This is a genomic window from Massilia mucilaginosa (assembly GCF_011682145.1).
GTDB classification, from domain to species: Bacteria; Pseudomonadota; Gammaproteobacteria; order Burkholderiales; family Burkholderiaceae_D; genus Telluria_A; species Telluria_A mucilaginosa.
On the sequence record NZ_WHJH01000018.1, the window covers coordinates 21,193 to 37,851 of the forward strand.

The 16,659-nt window shown below is 65.3% G+C and carries 11 protein-coding genes; 8 read left to right on the plus strand and 3 right to left on the minus strand.

Annotated elements, in window-relative coordinates; translation table 11 throughout:
• Positions 1–39: 39 nt before the first annotated feature.
• The gene (locus F2P45_RS16275; protein WP_166877065.1) at positions 40–2,889 is read right to left on the minus strand and encodes a TonB-dependent receptor; all 2,850 of its coding nucleotides are present in this window, start codon (positions 2,887–2,889) and stop codon (positions 40–42) included.
• A 496-nt stretch (positions 2,890–3,385) separates the two neighbouring features.
• Between F2P45_RS16275 and aroG the strand changes: the two genes are divergently transcribed.
• The 6 genes from aroG (at position 3,386) to F2P45_RS16305 (ending at position 11,240) form a co-directional block, all read left to right on the plus strand.
• The gene (aroG, locus tag F2P45_RS16280; protein ID WP_166877068.1) at positions 3,386–4,447 is read left to right on the plus strand and encodes a 3-deoxy-7-phosphoheptulonate synthase AroG; all 1,062 of its coding nucleotides are present in this window, start codon (positions 3,386–3,388) and stop codon (positions 4,445–4,447) included.
• Positions 4,448–5,059: 612 nt separating this feature from the next.
• On the plus strand, positions 5,060–7,879 hold the full coding sequence (locus F2P45_RS16285) for a TonB-dependent receptor plug domain-containing protein (protein WP_166877071.1): 2,820 nt from the start codon (positions 5,060–5,062) through the stop codon (positions 7,877–7,879).
• Between the two features lie 215 nt (positions 7,880–8,094).
• Positions 8,095–9,048, plus strand: coding sequence for a 4-hydroxy-3-methylbut-2-enyl diphosphate reductase (ispH, locus tag F2P45_RS16290; RefSeq protein ID WP_166877074.1), 954 nt, complete (start codon positions 8,095–8,097; stop codon positions 9,046–9,048).
• A gap of 26 nt (positions 9,049–9,074) precedes the next feature.
• Positions 9,075–9,443: a hypothetical protein gene (locus F2P45_RS16295; RefSeq protein ID WP_166877077.1), complete on the plus strand. Its 369-nt coding sequence runs from the start codon at positions 9,075–9,077 to the stop codon at positions 9,441–9,443.
• A gap of 68 nt (positions 9,444–9,511) precedes the next feature.
• The gene (locus tag F2P45_RS16300) at positions 9,512–10,204 is read left to right on the plus strand and encodes a COG1470 family protein (RefSeq protein ID WP_166877080.1); all 693 of its coding nucleotides are present in this window, start codon (positions 9,512–9,514) and stop codon (positions 10,202–10,204) included.
• Entirely contained in the window at positions 10,197–11,240 is a 1,044-nt protein-coding gene (locus tag F2P45_RS16305; RefSeq protein ID WP_223164763.1) for a polyprenyl synthetase family protein, read from the plus strand. The genes F2P45_RS16300 and F2P45_RS16305 overlap by 8 nt, the downstream gene beginning before the upstream one ends.
• Here F2P45_RS16305 and F2P45_RS16310 read toward each other — a convergent pair.
• Positions 11,216–12,745 carry an NAD(P)/FAD-dependent oxidoreductase gene (locus F2P45_RS16310; protein WP_166877083.1) on the minus strand — a complete coding sequence of 510 codons (1,530 nt, stop codon included), beginning with the start codon at positions 12,743–12,745 and terminating at the stop codon, positions 11,216–11,218. The two genes, F2P45_RS16305 and F2P45_RS16310, sit on opposite strands and share 25 nt — an antisense overlap.
• 212 nt (positions 12,746–12,957) lie before the next feature.
• Between F2P45_RS16310 and F2P45_RS16315 the strand changes: the two genes are divergently transcribed.
• Together F2P45_RS16315 and F2P45_RS16320 are read left to right on the plus strand one after the other, a co-directional pair.
• Complete coding sequence (locus tag F2P45_RS16315; RefSeq protein WP_166877086.1) at positions 12,958–13,218, plus strand: hypothetical protein; 261 nt, start codon at positions 12,958–12,960, stop codon at positions 13,216–13,218.
• A gap of 21 nt (positions 13,219–13,239) precedes the next feature.
• Positions 13,240–13,755 carry a type II TA system antitoxin MqsA family protein gene (locus tag F2P45_RS16320; protein ID WP_166877089.1) on the plus strand — a complete coding sequence of 172 codons (516 nt, stop codon included), beginning with the start codon at positions 13,240–13,242 and terminating at the stop codon, positions 13,753–13,755.
• A 219-nt stretch (positions 13,756–13,974) separates the two neighbouring features.
• Here the strand turns inward: F2P45_RS16320 and F2P45_RS16325 are convergent, their stop codons facing one another.
• Positions 13,975–16,593 carry a TonB-dependent receptor gene (locus F2P45_RS16325; protein WP_166877092.1) on the minus strand — a complete coding sequence of 873 codons (2,619 nt, stop codon included), beginning with the start codon at positions 16,591–16,593 and terminating at the stop codon, positions 13,975–13,977.
• Between the last annotated feature and the right edge of the window lie 66 nt (positions 16,594–16,659).

A 16,659-nucleotide genomic window follows, 5' to 3' on the forward strand; every position in this document is an offset into this window, starting at 1 on the left:
CAAGTGCGCGTCAATTGCGCATCATTTCGGCACACTTGCTTAAAAGGTGTAACGCACGCCGGCCGTGAAGAAACGCCCCACGGCGCCGGCATGGTCGAGCGGGTTGTAGGCGGTGGCCCCGTAGGTCAGCGGGTCGAGCGGGGCGGTCTTGTCGAAAATGTTTTGCGCCGATCCGAACACTTCGACCCGCGTGCCCGGCTTCCAGCGGAAGGTCAGGTCGACCGTGGTGAAGGACGGCAGTTCGCAGCCGGCCGGGGCCGCATCGCCATTGGCGAAATGGCTGGCGCAACCGGCCGGGTCGTTCTTGAACAGCGTGTTCTTGAGGTCGCCCCGGTAGTTGACGTTGGCCCCCACGCGCCAGGCGGCGCGCTCCCACGAGAGGCTGAAGTTGACCCGGTCGTCGGGCGTGCCGACGCAGTTGGTGACGTCGCAGTTGCCATGGGTGCCGGCGAAGTCGCGCGCGCTGCCGTCCTGCTCGGTGCGCAGCCACTTGAACAGGTGGGTCCACTTGGCGTTGATGGTCGCTTCGCCGGTGCCTGGTCCGAAGTTGACGCGCTGGGTCAGGTCGAGGTCGGCGCCGCGCACCTCGGTGCTGGCCGAGTTGACGTAGCTGGCCAGCACCGCCGTGATCGGTCCGGGGTCGCCGGGCACGGCGGCGCTGCTCGGATCGCGCGCGATGCGGCCGGCCGCGATGGCGGCATCGCTCTGTTCCTGGTTGATTTCGTTCTTGCGCTTGATTTCCCACAGGTCGAGCGCGATGCTGGTGCGCTTGTACGGGTCCCACACCATGCCGACATTGATGCTGCGCGATTTTTCGGGCGACAGCGCCGGGTTGGGCGAGGTGATGATGGCCACGCCGGCCGGGGCGCAGGCGGTCTCGACCCCCAGGCCGCAGCGCAGGGGATCGATGGCGGTGGAAAACGCGGCCAGGCCGCCGACGCCGTTTTCGGCCGTGCTGGGGGCGCGAAAGCCGCGCGCATACGTGCCGCGCAAGGCGAAGGTGGGCACCGGCGTCCATTTGACGCCGAACTTGGGCGTGTAGGAGTCGCCGGCGTCGGTGTAGTGGTCGCCCCGCAGCGCGGCCGACAGTTCGACGGTCGGATGCACCGGCGCGAGCACCTCGCCGTACAGCGCGGCCACGTTGCGCCCGCCCTTGTAGGCCGAGTAGCCGAGGCCGACGATGTTGCCGCGCTCGGTGCCGGGGACCGCTTCCAGCTCGGCTGTTTCGCGCCGGAATTCGCCGCCGAGCGCGATCCCGAGCGGCCCGCCCGGCAGTGCGGCCAGTTCGCGCGAGGCGCGCATGTCGAGCTGGGCGATGCGGCTCTTGGCATCGTTGTGCAGCGTCGGCGCCAGCGCCGCGTACAGGGCCGGCGAATCGATGCCGGCGTTCTCGGCGATGCGCCACACGCTGCCCGGCGCCAGCGCGGCGTAGGCCGGGTTGGCGCCGGCCGCCGCCACATTGGCCGCGGTGGGATTGAGCAGGGCGAACATGACGTCGCGCTGCAGGTAGCGGCTGCGTTCCTGGCTGACCTGGTTTTGCGAGAACAGCAGGGCGGTGTCGAGCTCCCACGGGCCTGCGCTGCCCTTGACGCCGGCCAGCAAGCGCACGAAGTCGGAGTCGATCCGGCTCATGCGCGGACCGACATCGGCGGCCATGTAGCGCAGCCGCGCCGGCGTGCCGAAATACGGATTGTCGGGATGGGCCGCGCCCAGCGCCACCGCGGCGCTGTTGACCGGCCCGGCGGGCGAGCCGACCGCGCCGCTGACCGCCGACGGCGTGGACGACGTGGCCGACTCGCTGCGGTACAGGTTCAGTTCGGCGTAGGTTTGCAGCCCGGGCGTGGGCTGGAAGGTGGCGCGCCCGAAAAAGTTGATCCGCTCCTGGCGCGGCTGGATCTGGTTGTACAGTTGCGCTGCGTCGACCAGGCAGCCGCCGCCCGGGTCGCCCTGCGGATGGCGGGTGAAGTTGGCGCAGGCCGCGCCCGGAAAGGTGCGGGTAAAACCGGCGCCGGCCAGGTTGCCGCGGTTGGTGTAATCGAGCGTGTCCGGGTTGCGCACATTGCCGTTGATGGCGCTGCCGGCGGTATTGTTGTTGGTGATGGCGCCGGTGCCGCCCAGCGTTTCCTGGGCGCTGAAACCCCACGGGCGCAGGTCGCCGCGCCCGATGTAGGCGCGGCCGGCGCGGTCGCGGTTCCAGATCTCGGCGCGCCGTCCGTACTCCAGGCTGGCCAGCAGGTTGTAGCGGTCGGCTTGCAGGTCGCCCTTGCCCCAGGTGAGGGCGGCGACGCCGTCGTTGCCGTCGTGCTCGCGCGACTGGCCGAAGCTGGCGCGCACGGTGGCGCCGCGGAAGTCGCGCCGCAGGATCACGTTGACCACGCCGGCGATCGCGTCCGAACCGTACATGGCCGAGGCGCCGTCCTTGAGCACTTCGACCCGCTCGACGGCGTCGGTGGGGATGATGTTCAGGTCGGAAAAGACTTTCTGGCCGTCGTCGGCCAGGCCGTAGGGGGCCACCCGGCGCCCGTTGAGCAGCACCAGGGTGGAGGCCGTGCCCAGGCCGCGCAGCGAGATGCCGGAGGCGCCGCTGGCGAAGCCGCCGCCGAAGCTCGACGGCACCGAGCCCTGGTTGTCGACCGCCAGGGTCTGCAGCAGTTCGGCCACGGTGGTCTTGCCGGAACGCTCGATATCGTTGCGGTTGAGGGTGATGACGGAGGCCGCCGTTTCCTTGGTGGCGCGCGGGATCAGGGTGCCGGTGATTTCGACGCGCGGGAGGGGGCCGGGCGGCGCCGGGGTTTGCGCCTGGGCGGCGCACGAGAGCAGGGCCAGGCCGGCGGCGCTGCCGCCGGCGAACAGGCGCCGCAGCGAACGGGAGATAATGGTTTCTTTCATGACAGGCTCCACAAAGCGAATGACTGCCCCGTCCGCTTTGAAAAGCCATGATCCAGGTCAATCTATCTGACTGGAAAAGTTGACCGTGTTTGATCTGGCGCAAAGTCCGGCAGGGGGCTCGGTGACTGAGTTTTGCACCCGAGACGTTTGCACAACTGATCTGGATCAAATGTGACAGGCATCGGCGCCCCTGTTGTGGGAAGCGCGCAACCGCTTGTGCCGTGAGGACGTGACGGACGCCGATAAAACAGCTTGCCAAATTGCAGGAATTGTTGTTATAGTCCTTGCACCACTTTCGGATCTTGCCATGCACAACGTCGTTTTCTTTACCTGCTACTTTTACTTTAGCAATTCCAACCTAAAGGCGGTGGAGTAGCGGCAGGTTCACGTAGCAACGACGAGATCCAGCATCATCCAGAGAAACCGCCAATCATGGCGGTTTTTTTTTGTCCAGCCAGTTTGATTCCAGTTTGAAATACCAGCCACGGAGAACACCATGCCACGCACCGACGATCTACGCATCCGCGAAATGAAGGAACTGACCCCGCCCTCCCATCTGATCCGCGAGTTCGCCTGCGGCGAGCGCGCCGAGCAGACCGCAGCAAGCTCGCGCGTGGCCCTGCACCGCATCCTGCACGGCCAGGATGACCGCCTGATGGTGGTGATCGGCCCCTGCTCGATCCACGATACCCGGGCGGCGATGGAATACGCGCGCCGCCTGATCGGCGAGCGCGAGCGCTTCAAGGGCGAACTGGAAATCGTCATGCGCGTGTACTTCGAAAAGCCGCGCACCACGGTCGGCTGGAAGGGCTTGATCAACGATCCGTACATGGACAACAGTTTCCGCATCAACGACGGGCTGCGCATGGCGCGCGAGCTGCTGCGCGACATCAACGAGCTCGGTTTGCCGGCCGGCACCGAATACCTCGACGTGATCAGTCCGCAGTACATCGCCGACCTGATCAGCTGGGGCGCGATCGGGGCCCGCACCACCGAGTCGCAGGTGCACCGCGAACTGGCGTCCGGGCTGTCGTGTCCGGTGGGTTTCAAGAATGGGACCGACGGCAATATCAAGATCGCGGTGGAAGCGATCAAGGCCGCGTCGCAGCCGCACCACTTTTTGTCGGTGACCAAAGGCGGCCATTCGGCGATCGTGTCGACCAACGGCAATGAGGATTGCCACATCATCCTGCGTGGCGGCAAGACGCCGAACTACGACGCCGCCAGCGTGGACCTGGCCTGCCAGCAGATCGCCGCGCAGGGCCTGGACGCGCGCCTGATGATCGACGCCTCGCACGCCAACAGTTCCAAGAAGCCGGAAAACCAGGTGCCGGTGTGCGCCGATATCGCGGCCCAGGTGGCCGGCGGCGACCGCCGGATAGTCGGCGTGATGGTCGAGTCGCACCTGGTGGCCGGGCGCCAGGACCTGGTGCCGGGCAAGGAACTGGTCTACGGCCAGTCGATCACCGATGGCTGCATCGATTGGGACAGCAGCGTGGCCGTGCTCGAAGGCCTGGCCGAGGCGGTGCGCCAGCGCCGCCAGCGTGCGCCAGCCTGAGGCGGGCGCGACCGGCTGAAGATGCGGCACTGAAGCACAGCGGGGCTTGCGCCAGCAGCCCCGCGCCTCTCCTGATCAGGTGATACGGCGGCGCGCCAGGCGCCGTCGCCCGCTCATTATTCCCCACGCCGCGACCGGCGCCCATGTCGAACGCCGCCATGCGCAGTATGGCGCGCTTCCACGTGCCTGCATTCTAAGCGGGCACGGCTGCGCATTGCCAACCCCTGCAATTAATTTCCTTTATTCAATCACAAATTTCTGTTCCGTATGCAAGAAACTACAGTGCAATCGTATGCATGCGACCACGGCTGTTGTTTATATACATATTGTGTGTTTACCGTTGACATCAATTATTCCCATATGTTTCTATCTTGGGCTTGATTGGCAGAAAAGCACAGAAGTGCGGCGCCAGTTGGAGAAAGTCGCTTTAAGCGAAGTGAAGAAGTTTCAGCCGACGGAGACAAGGTTACCCAAAACTCGGCTGTTGTACCTTGCATCGGGACGTGTCCGCGATCCGGAACGTGCCACCGCGAGGTTCGCTACTTAAATTGATGCACCCTCCAAAAGAGATGGTGTTAATACTAATATTATATAAAATCAAGGGATTCACACATGATGACAGAAACCGTTTTATCGCGTTCACTGCGCCTGGTCTTTTCGGGCGGTATCGCAGTCGGCCTCGGCCTTGCGGCATTGCCAGCCGTCGCCCAGACCGCTTCACAGGACAATTCGATGCAGCGCGTCGAGATCACCGGCTCGTCGATCAAACGCGTCGCCGCTGAAACCGCGCTGCCTGTCACCATTCTTCGCCGCGAAGACATCGAGCGCACCGGCGCCACCTCCGCACAAGACCTCGTCAACCTGATTCCGGGTAACTTCGGCGGCGGCGTCACCGCCAACAACGTCGGCGCCTCCGGCGTGCCGTCGACCGCCAACCTGCGCGCCCTGGGCGCGCGCTACACGCTGGTGCTGCTGAACGGCCGCCGCGTGGCCAACTATGCGGTCGGCAACAATCCGGTCGACTTGAACTCGATCCCGCTGTCGGCCATCGAACGCATCGAAGTGCTGCGCGACGGCGCCTCGGCCGTGTACGGCGCCGATGCGGTGGCCGGCGTGATCAACTTCATCCTGCGCAAGGATTACAAGGGCGTGGAAATGTCCGCCTTCAAGACCCATGTCGACCAGGGTGGCGGCAACACCAAGAGTTTCAATATCACGGCCGGCTTCGGCGACATCGCGACCGACCGCTTCAATGTGCTGGTCAGCGCCAATCACGAAGAGAACGAGAAGCTGACCGCCAGCGAGCGCAGCTTCTCGACCACCTCGGTACGTCCCGACCTCGGCCTGAACAAGGCGTCGCCGCGTAACGGCGTGCCCAACCTCAATTTCGGCGATACCCTCGGCAACAAGTATGTCGGCGTCAATCCGTACCGCTACAACGGTTGCGACAATCCCGAGTTCGCGCTGGTGGTCATCAGCGAAAAGGGCTGCGGCACCGATTACGTCAAGTACATCGACCTGATTCCGGAAGCGAAGCACTCGAACCTGGTCTCGCGCGCCGTCTTCAAGCTCAGCGAGAACCACGAACTGTTCGCCGAAGCGGCCTATACCCGCGACAAGATGATCTCGGCGTCGTCGCCGGCGCCGTACACCGAAACCATGCGTTATCCGGCCAATGGCCGCTTCTACCCGAAAACGGTCAAGCTGCCGAAGGGCCTGGTACTGCCAGCCGGCTACAAAATGCCGAACGGCAGCGTCACCACGGCGGAAACCGTGCTCGCCGCCGACATGGACGTGACCCCGACCGGTCCGATCACGGGTACCTGGCGTACCGTGCCCGGCGGCGGACGCAACGACCTGACCACCACCGAGAACACCCGGGTCGTGGTCGGCGCCAAGGGCAATCTGGCCGGCTGGGATTACGAGACCGCGCTCACCTACGCCAAGAATGAAGTGGAAATTTCCTTCGGTCCTGGCCGCTTCAGCTATGCCAAGCTGAAACCGCTGGTCGATTCCGGCGAAATCAACGTGTTCGGCACGCAGGACGCGGCCAGCCTGGCCGGCCTGCTCGGTTCGCAGTTGACCGGCTTCCAGAACGGCGGCACCTCGACCTCGAAAGAATTCGATTACAAGATGTCGCGCGAGATCTACAACCTGCCCTATGGCGCGGTTGGCTTCTCGGTCGGTACCTCGTTCCGCAAGGAAGAGCTGAAACAGGTTTCCTCGCCAGTACTGGCCTCGGGCGACGAAGTCGGCGGCGCCGGCGAAATTCCGAGCGTGTCGGGCGACCGCGAGGTGTTCGGCCTGTTCACCGAAGCGATCATCCCGGTCTACAAGGACCTTGAACTGACCGCCGCGGCGCGCTACGACAAGTACAAGAACGGCTTCGGCACCGAGTTCGACAACATCAGCCCGAAACTCGGCTTCACCTATCGTCCGAGCACCGCCATCATGATGCGCGGTTCGGTGGCGCGCGGCTTCCGCGCGCCGACCCTGGTCGACAACCTGAACCCGAAGGCGATCAACAATACCTCGGCCAGCTTCAGCGATCCGATCCGTTGCCCGAACGGGGTGCCGGTCAACAGCGTCAACACCGTTGGCGAACTGCAGGACGAGTGCGACGTTCAGCTGAGCACCCAGAACAGCGGCAATCCGGACCTCAAGCCCGAGAAATCGAAGCAGTTCACGGTGGGCCTGGTATTCCAGCCGACGGCAACGTTCAGCGGTTCGATCGATTACTGGAACGTGAAGATCGACAAGTCGATCAACGCCATGTCCGAAACCACGGTGTTCAACGATCCGGTCGGCAACGTGGCCCAGTTCTATCGCTACGATCCGGCCACCGGCATTGTTTATCCGGGCAGCACCAACAAGGATTTCCCGCTCTCCTACGTGGCCCTGCCGCGCGTGAACACGGGTAAATTCTTCGCCGCCGGCGTCGACCTGAACCTGAACTATCGCCAGAAGATGGGCGACATGGGCACCATCGGCGCCAACTACGACGTCACCTACTACACCGACCATGGTTACCAGTACCAAGGTTCGCCGGAAGTGAGCGACCTGGGCGACTTCAAGGATTTCGGTCCGACCCCGCGCTACCGCCATACCCTTGGCGCGACCTACGCCATCGGCCAGTGGAATGCATCGCTGACGCATAACTACACCAAAGGCTACAAGGACTACACCGACCTGGCCTCGGTCGGCCCCGACTACCCGCTGGTGCGCAAGGTCGATGCCTATTCGACCTTCGACGCGGCGCTGGGCTGGAAGCCGATGAAAAACGTGAGCGTTACCCTGGGCGTGAAAAACCTGACGGACGAGGATCCACCATCGTCGCGTAACGGACAGAATTTCCAGGTCGGCTACGATGCGACCTTCACCAACCCGCTGGGCCGCACGTTCTACGCACGTCTGAACTACAAGTTCCTGTAATTGCCGGAGTGCGCGGCGGTTGACAGACAGCCACCGCGTACGCTTGCAAGAAACTTGTAGGACGTAAAAAACCCCGCCGGACATGCGTCCGGCGGGGTTTTTTCATGGCGGTCCGTCCTTGCGGCATATCAGGGACTTGATCTGTATCAAGCCCGCCCCGGCCCAGGCACGTAAGCTCTAAAGCGGACTGATCCAGTCTCCGCTTCGGAGGACGTATGCAAATCGTGTTGGCCAATCCGCGCGGCTTTTGTGCCGGGGTCGAGCGGGCGATCGAGATCGTCGAGCGCGCCCTGGACGTGTTCGGCGCGCCGGTCTACGTGCGCCACGAGATCGTGCATAACCGCCACGTGGTCGACTCCCTGCGCGCGCGCGGCGCGCTGTTCGTCGAGGAGCTGGCGCAGGTGCCCGAGCACAGCATCGTGGTGTTCAGCGCGCACGGGATCGCGCCCCGGGTCCGGGCCGAGGCCGACGCGCGCGGCCTGCGCGTGTTCGACGCCACCTGTCCGCTGGTCGGCAAGGTCCACATGGAGGTCGGGCGCCACGCGCGCGACGGCCGCGAGGTGGTCCTGATCGGCCACGCCGGGCATCCCGAAATCGTCGGCACGCTCGGCCACTACAGCGGCCCCAACGCGCGCGCCATCCACGTCGTCGGCAACGCCGAGGAGGCCGCCCGGCTCCAGGTGCGGGACGGCACGCGCCTGGCGTACGCGACCCAGACCACGTTTTCGATCGACGACATCAAGCCCATCCTGCACATCCTGCAAGAGCGCTTTCCGGCGCTGACCGGGCCGCGCAAGGAAGACATCTGCTACGCCACCCAGAACCGCCAGTCCGCCATCAAGGAACTGGCCGCCACCTGCGACCTGATCCTGGTGATCGGCTCGCCCGCCAGCGCCAACTCGCAGCGCCTGCGCGAGATCGCCGCCCAGCAGCACGTCGCCGCCCATCTGATCGATCACGCCGACCAGTTGCAGCGCGCATGGTTCGAGGGCCGGCGCCGCGTCGGCATCACCTCCGGCGCCTCCACCCCCGAAGTCCTGCTCACGCAGGTGGTGGCGCGCCTGCAAGAGTGGGGCGCCGGCCCGGTGGAAAATCGTCCCGGCGTGCGCGAGCACGTGGTGTTTGCCCTGCCGCGCGAACTGGCCGGCGCCGTGCGTTCCGGAACCTGAACGCCAACCCTGTGAGGAGAACCGCCATGCCCGAACAAACCGTCTCGATCGTGTCCTGGCCGGAGCAATCGGCCCGGCTCGAACACACCTTCAAACTCGACAAGCCGTGCCCGGTCTCGATTGCGTTCGAACCGGCGCCGGCCAATGTGATGCTCTCGAGCGACCCGCAGCGGCCGCTCCAGGTCAGCATGAACATGCAGCTGGCCGCGCGCGAGCCGGTGCCGGTGTGCATCACCGTGTGCGAGCCGATCTGCGCGCGCAGCGACTACACGATCGGCATCGAGGTGTTCGGCAACCCGTTTGCCAGCATCACCGTGCGCGGCACCACGCGCCTGTTCGCCTGCCGCGACGACGTGCCGACGCCGACGCCGACCCCGGTGCCGGTGCCGGGCTGATATGTCCGGCGCCGCGCACGCGTACCCGCCTTTCCAACCGCTATCGTCACACCAAGGAGCTGTGAGCAATGCCAAGCAATGAAAGCGACAACATCAGCATGAGCCGGGCCGAACTCGATTACCTGATCCGCATGGCCGGCAAGACGTCCCGCATCGTGCAGCAGGCCGCCTCGACCCTGGAAGAAGAAATCGCGCTCGGCGTGGCGGCGGCCAAACGGGTGGAAATGCGCTTCGTGGACGTGGAAAAACTGCGCGCCGGCGACCCCGCCGACGTGATGCAGCGCTTTCGCCGCGACGCGCACGAGGTGGTCGACATCCTGCTTGACATGGTGGTCCTGGCCAGCAATTCGCTCGGCGCGCTGTCGGAGCGGGTGGTCACGGTGCGCCCCGGCGGCGGCGCGGCGGTGCCGAAGCAGGGCGGCGACGCCACCGCGTCGTTAAAGATGCCGCAGCCGATCGCGCCGGGCGGCTCGCTCAGCGTGCCGATGACGCTGGAAAACGCGGCCGATGTCCCGACCGACATGTTTCGCTTCCACTGCTCCGACCTGCTCAGCGAAAGCGGCGCCCGTCTCGCGGCGGCGCGGATCGGCTTCGTGCCGGAGCAGCTGTTCATCCCCGCGCGCTCGGCGGCGACGGTGCAGATCACCGTGACGGTGCCGCCGGACGCCGCGCCCGGCACCTATTCCGGGCTGCTGCTGGCCAGCCAGCTGGAACAGGTGCGCGCCGTGCTCACCGTGCAGGTCGAGTCGCCCGGTGAGTGAGGCGGCCGGGCGTTCCCGTTTCGTCGAGGCCAGCCTGGCGCGCTACAAGGACATCACCATGGCGCGCCTGCTGGAATACCTGCCCAGCAAGGAGCCGCGGCGCTATCTGTACGACCTGCTGCCGGTGTATCCGCTGCGCTCGGGCAAGGGCTTGCGTCCGGCGCTGTGCATCGCCGCCTGCTGCGCGTTCGGGGGCGAGGTGCGGCGGGTGCTCGAATCGGCGGTCGCCATCGAGCTTTATCACAACGCCTTCCTGATCCACGACGACATCGAAGACGGCAGCGAAAGCCGGCGCGGCCAGCCGACCCTGCAGGCCGACCAGGGCCTGGCGGTCGCGCTCAACGTGGGCGACGCCATGCAGGTGCTGTGCATCCGCCTGTTGCTCAACAACCTGACCATCGTCGGCCCGCAACTGACCTGGCGCATCGTCAACGAAATCGAGCACATGGTGTGCCAGACGGTCGAAGGCCAGGCGCTGGAACTGGGCTGGGTGCGCGACAACGTGGCCGACCTGAGCGAGGAAGACTACCTGCGCATGGTGCTCAAGAAAACCTGCTGGTACACCTGCATGCACCCGCTGCGCATCGGCGCGCTGATCGCCAGCGGCGGCGCGCTGCCGCTTGACCGCTTCGACCGCTTCGGCTACTACATGGGCGCGGCGTTCCAGATCCAGGACGACATCCTCAACCTCGACGCCGACGAGGGCAAGTACGGCAAGGAAATCAATGGCGACATCTGGGAGGGCAAGCGCACCTTGATGCTGATCCACACGGTGGGCCGCTGCGACGAGGATGAAAAACAGCGCATCCGGCGCTTCCTGGCGCTTGGGCGCGGCGCGCGCCAGCAAGCCGAGGTCGACTGGGTGCGCGCCACGATGGACAAGTACGGCGGCGTCAATCACGCGCGCAGCTGCGCGCGCCAGCTGGCCGGCGCGGCCCTGCATGAATTCGACCTGATCTTCGGCGCGCTGCCCGACTCCGAGCACAAGCGCTTCTTGCAGCAAGTGGTGCTTTACATGATCGAGCGCGATTCGTAGCCGAGCGCGGCGGGGGGCGGCGCCATGGCCTGCCCGCCCGGGCGCAGCAGCGCCCCGGCCACGCCGCCGCCCAGTTCCAGCGCGCTGCCGGCCACGCCCAGGCCCCAGTCGAGCGCGGCGCGCGGATCGGCCGCCATCGACAGCGCCACCCCGGCCGCCGCCGTGCCGGTTTGCAAGCCGAGCCGCACGCAATGGGCGCGCCCGCGCAGCAGGTGGCGCGCGCCCATCCCGCCCAGCGACAGCAGCGACTGCAAGGCGGTCTTGCGCAGGATGTCGGCGCCCATCACGCGGCGCGCCGGCACCAGCCCGGCCAGCACGCCGCCGGTGACATCGGCGTAGGCAGGGTCGGTGCGGGCGCGCGCCACGATGATGCGCAGCGCGTCGAGCCACAGCGGGGTCAGGTGGCGGTTGCGGATCAGCTGCACGATCAGGCGCGCCAGCGCCATGTCGAAGCGCAGCTCGCGTTCGACCCGCTGCGCGTAGGGCAGCAGGCTGGCGTGCGAAAAATCGTCGCGCGCGCGCGCCGCGATCAGGGTCTCGGCGGCCCAGCGTCCGCTCAGCATGGCGTACTGGATGCCTTCGCCGTTGAGCGGGTTGATCAGGCCGGCGGCGTCGCCCGCCAGCAGCACGCGCCCGCCCACGCAGGGCAGGGCGGGATCGTAGGTGGTCAGCGGCCAGCCGGTCACCGGGCCGCGCGGTTGCGCCTTGCCGAGGCGTGCGCGCAGGGCCGGGTCGCTGGAGATCAGGCGCAGCATCAGCTGGCGCAGATGTTCCTCGTTGCGCGGCAAGGTCTCGCGCACCATGCCGATGCCGACATTGGCCGAGGTCGGACCGGTCGGGAACAGCCAGTAATAGCCGGGGAAGGTGTCGTCCGAAAAATACAGGTCGCAGCGCTTGCCGGTGTCCGGCAAGCCGTCCATGTAGCAGCGCATGGCGATGATGCGGTTGCGGTCCGGCACCGCGTGCCCGCGCAGCAGGCGGGCGACGATGGAACTGCTGCCGTCGGCGCCGATCAGGGCTTGCGCGCGCAGGGTGGCCGGGCCGGCCGGGCCGTTGACCGTCACGCTGACGCCGTCGGCGCCGCTGTCGAAGCCCTGGACGCGGGTGTTTTCCAGCACCCGTGCGCCGGCCGCGCGCGCCCGCTCGAGGATCCACTGGTCGAGCGCCTTGCGCGCGATGACCCGGCCATGCGCCGGCATGCCCGCCACGCGCGGGATGGGATGGGTGATCAGGTGGCGCCCGTTCAGGTACAGCGCGGCTTCGTGGATGATCGTGGTTTGCCGGTAGCCGGGCAGGCCGGTGATGCCGAGGCTGTCGAGTTCGAGCAGGGCGGCCGGGCCGACGAAGTCGCCGCAGACTTTATCGCGCGGGAATTGCTGGTGGTCGAGCAGGAGGACGGAAAAGCCGGCGTCGGCCAGATGGGCGGCCGCGGCGGCGCCGGCCGGGCCGGCACCCGCGATAATCACGTCGCCATCGCGCGCGGAGGCAATTTTCAGAGTCAGCATGGTCGGGCTCCAGGCACGGGAATCTTTCAGTGTCGGATGGATCGGGAGCGAGCTTCATGATTTGACGCAAAGCTAGCTCGGAGTCTGCATCAGCGTTGATATGTCCCGACGCGAGGGCCATGCGCTCATGCTGTAATCGCTGGCGGCGGCGCTCCTGCACTGTCCTGGCAGATGCTTGAGTGTGGGTAGCTACGCGTAAATGCCGCAGGGACATGGAGCGCTACAGTTGGGATCGTGCTCAGGTGGGCTGCATGCTATGCGCACTGCGCCCCGGGCGGCGGCCCAAGGGCGATTACCAAAAGTCGGCGTGGTGCGAAGTCGACGGAGGCGGAATGTTCGCGTGCGATGTATATCACCTGCCTTTTGATGAAGTAAGGGGCGAGAGAAATCCCAACGGCCTTTCCATTTATCTGAAATTTTCATTGGATGAGTACGGCGAGCCGATGTTGGTGCTCGTTTCCTGCCATCTTTAAACGAACGCAAGGATGACTGCCATGGCGACAAAAATGACTTGCCGTGTCTGCAAGAACGGCACCTTACATGAGGTGGTGTCGCGTCGTGACTTTTTCCCTAACAAGAAGCAGGTCAGCGTGGAGCTTCTGGAATCGCGCTGCGACGCGTGCGGCGCCATCAGCATCGTCGCCGCGCAGCATTCCGAGAACTTGCGCAGGCTCGCCGCGCGCAAGGCGGAATACGACGGCCAGCTGATGGGAGAAGAGTCCATTGCGCTGCGCAAGCGCTATGGACTGACGCAGCAACAGGCCTCGAAGATCTTCGGCAAAGGGTTGATTGCATTTTCGCGCTACGAAAATGAGGATTCGTATCCAGATACCTCAACGCGGCTCTTGATCGAGCTTGCGATTGCCAGGCCGGACGTTCTCAAGACACTGGCGGAGCGCGCCGGCGTTGCGATCCCCCTGTGGAAAGAGCGCTGCGAAGACGATCAGCGCATGATGGGCAGCCGCCGTTCGGCGGCAGTGTCGGGACGGCCCACCCTCGCGCATGAGTAAGCAATAGCACCGCATTGGTGCTTGCGCTGACGAGGTCTTCAACGCGTCACCCTGCCCATGGCAATCGCATCCGGCCCGGTTCGTCAAACATGCGCAGCTATTTCCAGATCAGCATGGGCGGCAATCGTGGCCCCGCCCCGCCCGGCCGCGCCAGCGTCCAGACGAAAAAAAAACCGCCGGACTGTGCATCCGGCGGTTTTTCATATCAGCCCAGGAGGCTTAAAACGCGTAGCTGGCGCGCAGGTACACCGCGCGGCCGATCGGATCGCTGAAGCGCGGATCGTAGCCCTTCTGGAACAGGGTGCCCTGGTTCGAGAATGGCGGCTGTTCGTCCAGCAGGTTTTTCAGGCCGGCGGTCAGGGTCAGGCCCTGGACGCCGCTGTAGCTGCCCGACAGGTTCAGCAGGCTGTAGGCTTCGACCTTGTGCTTGAACTCGTCGGCGACCTGGTTCTGGTCCTGGTACGAGGACTTGAACGATTGCGACAGGTTCACGCCCCATGGACCGTTGCTCCAGTTCAGCGCTGCCGTGTGCTGCCAGCGGAACACCGGCGCCATGTCGGCGTAGCGGCCCACGTTGTGGACGAACTCGCCATTGCGCTCGTTCTGGTAGTCGTACTTGTGCACGTAGGTACCGTCCATGGTCACGGTGAAGTTGCCATAGCTGGTGCGCGGCAGGCGCAGGGTCATGCTCAGGTCGACGCCGTCGGTCTTGACTTCGCCCAGGTTGTTGAGGAAGTTTTCGATCGCGTTCGGCGAGCCGTCCGGATTACGCAGGAACAGCGCCTTGTACTTCTCGTAGTTGCCGTAGATGGTTTGTTCCGGCAGGGCGGCGATCTTGTCCTTCAACTGGATGTTCCAGTAGTCGGCGGCGATCGTCACGCTCGGGATCGGCTCGATCACCGCGCCGAAGGAGAACGACTTCGATTTTTCCGGCTTCAGGTTGATATTGCCGCCTTGCAGCTTGTACTGTTGCAGGTTGCAATCACGTAGCGGATTCGAGCCTGGCTGCGGCTTGCCGCCCGGGCACAGGATTGGATCGTTGTAGCTGTCGTTGGTATCGTTGCGCGACGGCGGGCCGTTCTTTTCGAACAGGGTCGGCGCGCGGAAACCGGTACTGGCCGAACCGCGCACCAGCACTTGCGGGGTCGGCTGGTAGCGCAGGCCGACTTTCGGGTTGGTGGTGTTGCCGACGTCGCTGTAGCGGTCGTAACGGGCCGCCAGCTGCACTTCCAGTTCCTTGGTGAAAGGCAGGTTCAGTTCGGTGAACACGGCCTGGATATTGCGCGAACCGGTTTTCGACAGCGAACCCGACAGGCCCGAGCTCGACGCCTGCGAGGCGATCGCGCGGTTGACGTTGAATGCGGCCGTCTCGCGCCGGATCTCGGTGCCGACGGCGACTGCCATCTGGCCGCCGCCCATGGCCATGATGTCGCGGCTGGCCTTGAAATCGAAGGCGGTGTTTTTCACTTCGGCGCTCTGGACGCGGCCGCGCAGGGCGGTGCTGTCGAGGTAAGCCTTGCCGGCCGCATCCTGCAGCGCGAACGGGTTGAGGATGCCATTGGCCACGCCGGCCGCGAACAAGGCGTCGGCCACGTAGCCGCCCATGAAGTCTTCGCTCGACTTGGAGATCGAATGCGCGATGCCGCCCTTGTAATCCCAGCCCGCCAGCAAGCCTTCCATGCCGAACACCACGCGGTCGGCCTTGCCTTGCGAATCGATGGTGCGCTGGCCCGCTTCCAGCGGACGCCAGTTGACCGACAACGGTCCGCCCGACACGCCGCTCTTCGGATAGTACTTGCTGGTGTTCGGCAGGATCAGGCCGGTCTGCGGCGGCGGCGCGGTACGCGAGGTCACGTCGTTTTGCGAATGCAGGAATTCCAGGCTGGCCAGGTGGTCGGCACCGAGTTTCATGCTGCCGCGCGCGAACAGGGCCAGTTGTTCCTGGTCGGGCATGCTGTCGATCTGGCGCGTGTAATCCTGGCGGCAGATGCCGTCCGCGTTCGGTACCGAGAATGGTGGATTGCAACCGGTGGCCCAGCCCGGGCTGCCGGACTTGTCGGCGCCGGCATCGTAGAAGTTGGCCGGGAAGGTGGTGCCGGACGTCAGGTCCAGGCCGCGGCTCGGAACGATCCCGGTTTTCGAGAATTCGCGCTCCTGCGAACCGATCGATTTCTGCTTGTGCCAGTCGACCACGCCGAAGACGTTGAAGCCGTCCTTGTCGAGGTTGCCGAAGCCGCTGGACAGGTTGACGCGCTCTTCGTCGCCGCCTGCCTTGCGCGGGCGCACCAGTTCGCCGGTGATGGTGGTGGTCGTGACCGAGCGCTTGGTGATGAAGTTGATCACGCCGCCGATGGCGTCGGTGCCGTAGATGGCGGAAGCGCCGTCGCGCAGCACTTCGACCCGGTCGAGGGCGGACAGGGGAATCATGTTCAGGTCGACGCTGGAGCTGTCGTACGGGTGGTTGGCGAGGCGCCGTCCGTTGAGCAGCACCAGGGTCTTGTCGCCGCCCAGGCCGCGCAAGTCCGCGCTGGCCTGGCCGCCGGTCGGCAGGCCGCTGCTGTTGCCGCCAACGACGTTGCCGCTGCCCATGGTGCTCTGGTTCGATGGAATGCGCGACAGCGCTTCCTGGGCCGTGGTCAATCCCTGTTTGATGAACTCGTCGGCCTTGATGATCGACAGCGGGTTGGCGGTTTCGCTTTGAATGCGTTTGATCGACGATCCGGTGATCTCGACGCGCTGCATCGGCTGGCCGTCCTGGGCGAAGGCCGCGCCTGCAAAGCCGCCGCCGGCTGCAAACATCGCGCCCAACGACAGGGATAATACGGTTGGCTTCATCATGCTGTTCAACTCCATCCAAAAGTGAGAGGGGACTATAGAATCATCAGGGGCAGCGGGTGTCAATCG